At 74.6% G+C, this 4,578-nt stretch carries 5 protein-coding genes; 3 read left to right on the top strand and 2 right to left on the bottom strand.

Annotated elements, in window-relative coordinates; translation table 11 throughout:
- Positions 1 to 8: 8 nt before the first annotated feature.
- Together KBX43_RS31170 and KBX43_RS31165 are read right to left on the bottom strand one after the other, a co-directional pair.
- Positions 9 to 755 carry a lysozyme gene (locus tag KBX43_RS31170; RefSeq protein WP_210888597.1) on the bottom strand — a complete coding sequence of 249 codons (747 nt, stop codon included), beginning with the start codon at positions 753 to 755 and terminating at the stop codon, positions 9 to 11.
- A gap of 126 nt (positions 756 to 881) precedes the next feature.
- Positions 882 to 2,336 carry an FAD-dependent oxidoreductase gene (locus KBX43_RS31165; protein ID WP_210888599.1) on the bottom strand — a complete coding sequence of 485 codons (1,455 nt, stop codon included), beginning with the start codon at positions 2,334 to 2,336 and terminating at the stop codon, positions 882 to 884.
- On the opposite strand from KBX43_RS31165, the gene KBX43_RS31160 reads away from it, so the two are divergent.
- The 3 genes from KBX43_RS31160 to KBX43_RS31150 all read left to right on the top strand — a co-directional run.
- Positions 2,328 to 2,678, top strand: a complete 351-nt coding sequence (locus tag KBX43_RS31160; protein ID WP_064445706.1) for a YciI family protein — start codon at positions 2,328 to 2,330, stop codon at positions 2,676 to 2,678. The two genes, KBX43_RS31165 and KBX43_RS31160, sit on opposite strands and share 9 nt — an antisense overlap.
- Positions 2,675 to 3,925: an RNA polymerase sigma factor gene (locus tag KBX43_RS31155; RefSeq protein ID WP_064445707.1), complete on the top strand. Its 1,251-nt coding sequence runs from the start codon at positions 2,675 to 2,677 to the stop codon at positions 3,923 to 3,925. The genes KBX43_RS31160 and KBX43_RS31155 overlap by 4 nt, the downstream gene beginning before the upstream one ends.
- 95 nt (positions 3,926 to 4,020) lie before the next feature.
- Positions 4,021 to 4,578 (top strand): ABC transporter ATP-binding protein (locus tag KBX43_RS31150; protein ID WP_210888594.1); only part of this gene is annotated, 558 nt, incomplete at its 3' end.

The raw sequence follows: 4,578 nt of genomic DNA, 5'->3' as shown, positions 1-4,578 counted from the left end.
GGCCGGGGTCAGCAGGGTCCGTTGCAGGCCAGCACGCGCAGCCGGTCCAGCGAGCCGTTCCACACGTTCTGGTCACCGGGGAAGACCCCGGAGGAGGACCACTGCCAGAACGAGTACGTGCCCCAGCCGGCCGGCAGCGTGCCGACGCTGCTTGCGTAGCGGGCGATCCACAGTGGGTTGTTGGCCGCGAACTGCGAGGTGTTGCCGGTGCAGGTGCTCCACCAGTCGGTGGTGGTGTAGATGGTGGCCCACCGGCCGGTGCGGGCGTAGTACTGGTTGACGAACGAGGCGATCCAGCTGCGCATCGACGCCTGGCTCAGGCCGTAGCAGGTCGCGCCGTACGGGTTGTACTCGATGTCCAGCGCGCCGGGCAGCGTCCGCCCGTCCTTGGACCAGCCGCCGCCGTGGTCGACGAAGTAGTTGGCCTGGACGGCGCCGCTGGTGGTGTCGGGGCGGGCGAAGTGGTACGAGCCGCGGATCATCCCGACGTTGTAGGAGCCGTTGTACTGCTGGGCGAAGTACGGGTTGGTGTAGTACGTGCCCTCGGTCGCCTTGACGTAGGCGAACCGGGCGCCGTTGGCCCACGCCCCGGACCAGTTCACGTTGCCCTGGTAGCTGGACACGTCCATGCCGGGTAGTCCGGCCGGGGCGGCGGAGGCGGGTGCCGCTGCGGACAGGACCGCGGCGGCGACGGTGACGGTGGCGAGCAGCGCGGCTCCGGCCGCGCGCAGCGCCGATCGGATCGAACTGTGCATCTGTCCTCCCTGGGGGTTGCCGCGCTCCGGCGGCGGGAGTATGACGAAAGGAACTGTCGTCATTAGTGCACAGGGCGGAGAAACTTTTCAATAGAACGCATTGAAGAATCTCACTGAATTGGGTGCTCAGCCGAGCTGGGCGAGCGCCTCGGCGGCGGCGCGCTCGCCGGCGGTCACCGCGCCCTCCAGGTAGCCGCTCCACCGGGTCGCGGTCTCCGTGCCGGCCCAGTGCACCCGGCCCACCGGCGTGCGCAGTTCCGGGCCGTACGCGCACCACGCGCCGGTCGGCAGGACGCCGCAGAAGCAGCCGCGCGTCCACTCGTCGGCAGACCAGTCGTACTCGACGAGGTCGTCGGGGCGCGCGGCGGCCGGGCCGAAGATCGCGGCCAGCGCCTCGCACAGCGCGTCCCGGCGCGCGCCCTCCGGCAGCCGGCGCAGCGCCCGGGCCTGCGCGCCGTAGCTGAACGCGGTGAGGATCCCACCGGGTACGTCCGGCAGCGAGTTGTCCACCGTCTCGGTGAGCGGCCCGGTGTCGGTGCTGGACACGCCGGAGCGGCCGTCGGCCCGCCAGAACGGCTCCGGATAGAGCGCGTGGACCTTGAGCGCCGCGCCCATCGGCATCCGCTGGGTCAGCCCGTCGCGCAGCGGCGGCAGCGGCGGGTCGTACCGGATGCGCCCGGCCAGCGTCGGCGCCAGCGCGACCACCACCGCGTCGCCGCGGTACGTCTCGCCGCCGCAGCGCACCCGCACCCCGTCGCGGTCCTGCGCGACGCCGTCCACCGGCGCGCGCAGGCACAGGCTCCCCGGAGGCAGCGCGGCGGCCATCCGCTCGGCCAGCGCGGCCGGGCCGCCGGCGATCCGGTCCTGCTGGGCGCCACCCGCCATGCGCAGCAGCGACCGGGTGCCGCCGCCGCTGCGCAGGTAGAACAGCATGTGCAGCAGCGAGACCTCGTCCGGCGAGGCGGCCAGCAGGCCACCGGCGAGCATCCGGCCGGCGTACCCGGCGGTGACCGGGTCGGCCCCGCTCGCGTCGAGCCAGCCGCCGAACGTGACCCGGTCCCACAGTGCCGCCCCGTCCGCCCGCCACGGCGCGGCCGGGTCGAGCCCGGCCGCCATCTCGTCGAGCGTGCCCAGCAGCGCGGACAGCCCCGGCGGTTCCCCGGTGGCCGGGCGTGCGCCGAGCAGCAGCGTCGCCGCGCCGCGCGCGGGGGAGGGGAACGTGGCCAGGCCGTACGCGGCGGCGAGCGCGTACATCCGGTCCTGGGTCGGGCCGATCCACTGCGCGCCGAGATCGAGCCAGCCGCCGCCTGGTAGCGGTCGGCTGAGCGTCCGGCCGCCCACCCGGTCCCGGGCCTCCAGCACCCGCACCTGCGCGCCCGCCGCGTCCAGCGCGAGCGCGCAGGCCAGACCGGAGAACCCGGCGCCCACGACGACGACCCGGTGGCGGCGCACGCGGCGGCGTACCCGGCTCCCGGCCGGATTCACCCGGCCCGGCGTGTCGAAACCGGCGTCAGCCGTTCGTGTGGAGGGTGAAGGGGCGGCGCGGGGCCGTCCGGTGACGAGGAGAAGCCGATGAAGCAGTACCTGATCAGCATGTACCAGCCGGCCGGCCAGGGACGCCCGGACCCGGAGTTCCTGGCCGGGGTGATGCGCGAGGTCGAGGCCATCGGCCGGGACCTGCGGGAGGCGGGGTGCTGGGTGTTCGGCAACGGCCTGCACGACCCGCAGACCGCCACCGTGCTGCGCCCGGCCGGTGACGAGGTGCTGGTCACCGACGGGCCGTTCGCCGAGGGCAAGGAGTACCTGGGCGGCGTCACCATCATCCGGGCGCCCGACCTGGACGCCGCGCTGGACTGGGGCCGCCGGTACGCGCTGGCGACCACGCTGCCGATCGAGGTCCGCCCGTTCCAGGGCGAGGGATGACCGACGTCGAACGGGTCTTCCGGGCCGAGTACGGCCGCGCGGTAGCCGTCCTGGTCCGTCTCCTCGGCGACATCGACCTCGCCGAGGAGGCGGTCCAGGAGGCGTTCGCGATCGCGGTGACGCGCTGGGCCGCCGACGGGCCGCCGCCCAGCCCGGCCGGCTGGATCATCACCACCGCCCGGAACCGGGCGATCGACAGGTTGCGCCGCGAGGCCACCCGGACTGCCCGGCACGCCGAGGCCGCCCTGCTGCACGCCGCCGACCCGCCCGCCGAGGAGGGGCCCGTGCCCGACGACCGCCTGCGCCTGATCTTCACCTGCTGCCACCCGGCGCTCGCCGCGCCCGCCCGGGTGGCGTTGACGCTGCGCCTGCTCGGCGGCCTGAGCACCGCCGAGATCGCGCGCGCCTTCCTGGTGCCGGAGCGGACGATGGCCCAGCGCCTGGTCCGGGCCAAGGCGAAGATCCGCGACGCCGGTATCCCGTACCGGGTGCCGCGCGACGCGGACCTGCCGGACCGGCTGCGCGGGGTCCTCGCGGTGGTCTACCTGATCTTCAACGAGGGGCACACGGCCAGCGCGGGGGAGCGGCTGGGCCGTGCCGAGCTGGGCGCCGAGGCGATCCGGCTGGGCCGGCTGCTGGTGACGTTGATGCCGGACGAGCCGGAGGCGCTCGGCCTGCTCGCGCTGATGCTGCTCACCGAGGCGCGCCGGGACGCCCGGACCGGGCCGGACGGGGCGCCGGTGTCGCTGTCCGAGCAGGACCGTGGCCGGTGGGACCGGGAGCTGATCGCCGAGGGCCAGGATCTGGTCCGCCGGTGCCTGCGGCGGGGCCGGCCCGGCCCGTACCAGCTCCAGGCCGCGATCGGCGCGGTGCACGCGGACGCGCCGACCGCCGCCGCGACCGACTGGGGACAGATCCTCGCGCTCTACGACCAGTTGGCGGCCGTCGCGCCGGGACCGGTGGTGGCGCTGAACCGGGCGGTCGCGCTGGCCGAGGTACGCGGACCGGCGGCCGCTCTGGCCGAAGTGGACCGGCTGGACCTGACCGGATACCACGTGTGGCACGCGATCCGGGCCGACCTGTTGCGCCGCCTCGACCGTCCGGCGCAGGCCCGGATCGCGTACGACGCGGCGATCGCCGGCACCGGCAACGCGGCGGAGCAGACGTTCCTGCGCCGCGCCCGCGACCGGATGGCGGGAGGATCACACCGACAGTGCATGTTGGAGGCCGATAACCCCGGGAAATGAACCGTGATCGTCTGGGCATTGACGCGGCGGCAGAGAAAAGTACACTCCCGGTGTAATTAGTTTTTCCGCGCTCCGTCGACCGGCACGAGGTGACGATGAGCCCACCGGCCACCCCCGCCGACGATCAGGGTCTGGCGCTGCACCACGTCGGCGTACGCTTCGGCGGCCTGGTCGCCCTCGACGACGTCTCGCTGCGCGTACCGCCCGGCCGGGTCGTCGGCGTGATCGGGCCCAACGGCGCCGGCAAGACCACGCTGTTCAACGTGGTCTGCGGCTTCGTCCGGCCGACCGAGGGCTCGCTCACGCTCGACGGCCGGCCGTTCCGGCCCCGCCCGCACGACCTCACCCGGCTCGGCATCGCCCGTACGCTCCAGGGCGTCGGCCTGTTCGCCGGGCTGACCGTGCTGGAGAACGTGGTGGCCGGCGCGAGCCACACCGCACGGGCCGGGTTCGCCGCCGCGCTGTTCGGCCTGCCGCGCAGCGACCGCGACGAGAGCCGGCTGCGCGCCCGGGCCCTGAACCTGCTCGCCGAGCTGGGCATCGACAAGCACGCCGACGCCGCACCCGGCACCCTGCCCTATGCGGTACGCAAGCGGGTCGCGCTGGCCCGCGCGCTGATCGCCCGCCCCCGGCTGCTGCTGCTCGACGAGCCG

Source organism: Micromonospora sp. C41 (genome assembly GCF_018070485.1).
Taxonomy (GTDB): Bacteria; Actinomycetota; Actinomycetes; order Mycobacteriales; family Micromonosporaceae; genus Micromonospora; species Micromonospora chalcea.
The sequence above is the reverse complement of the archived record's forward strand: the minus strand, read 5'-3'. Positions and strand labels throughout refer to the sequence as shown.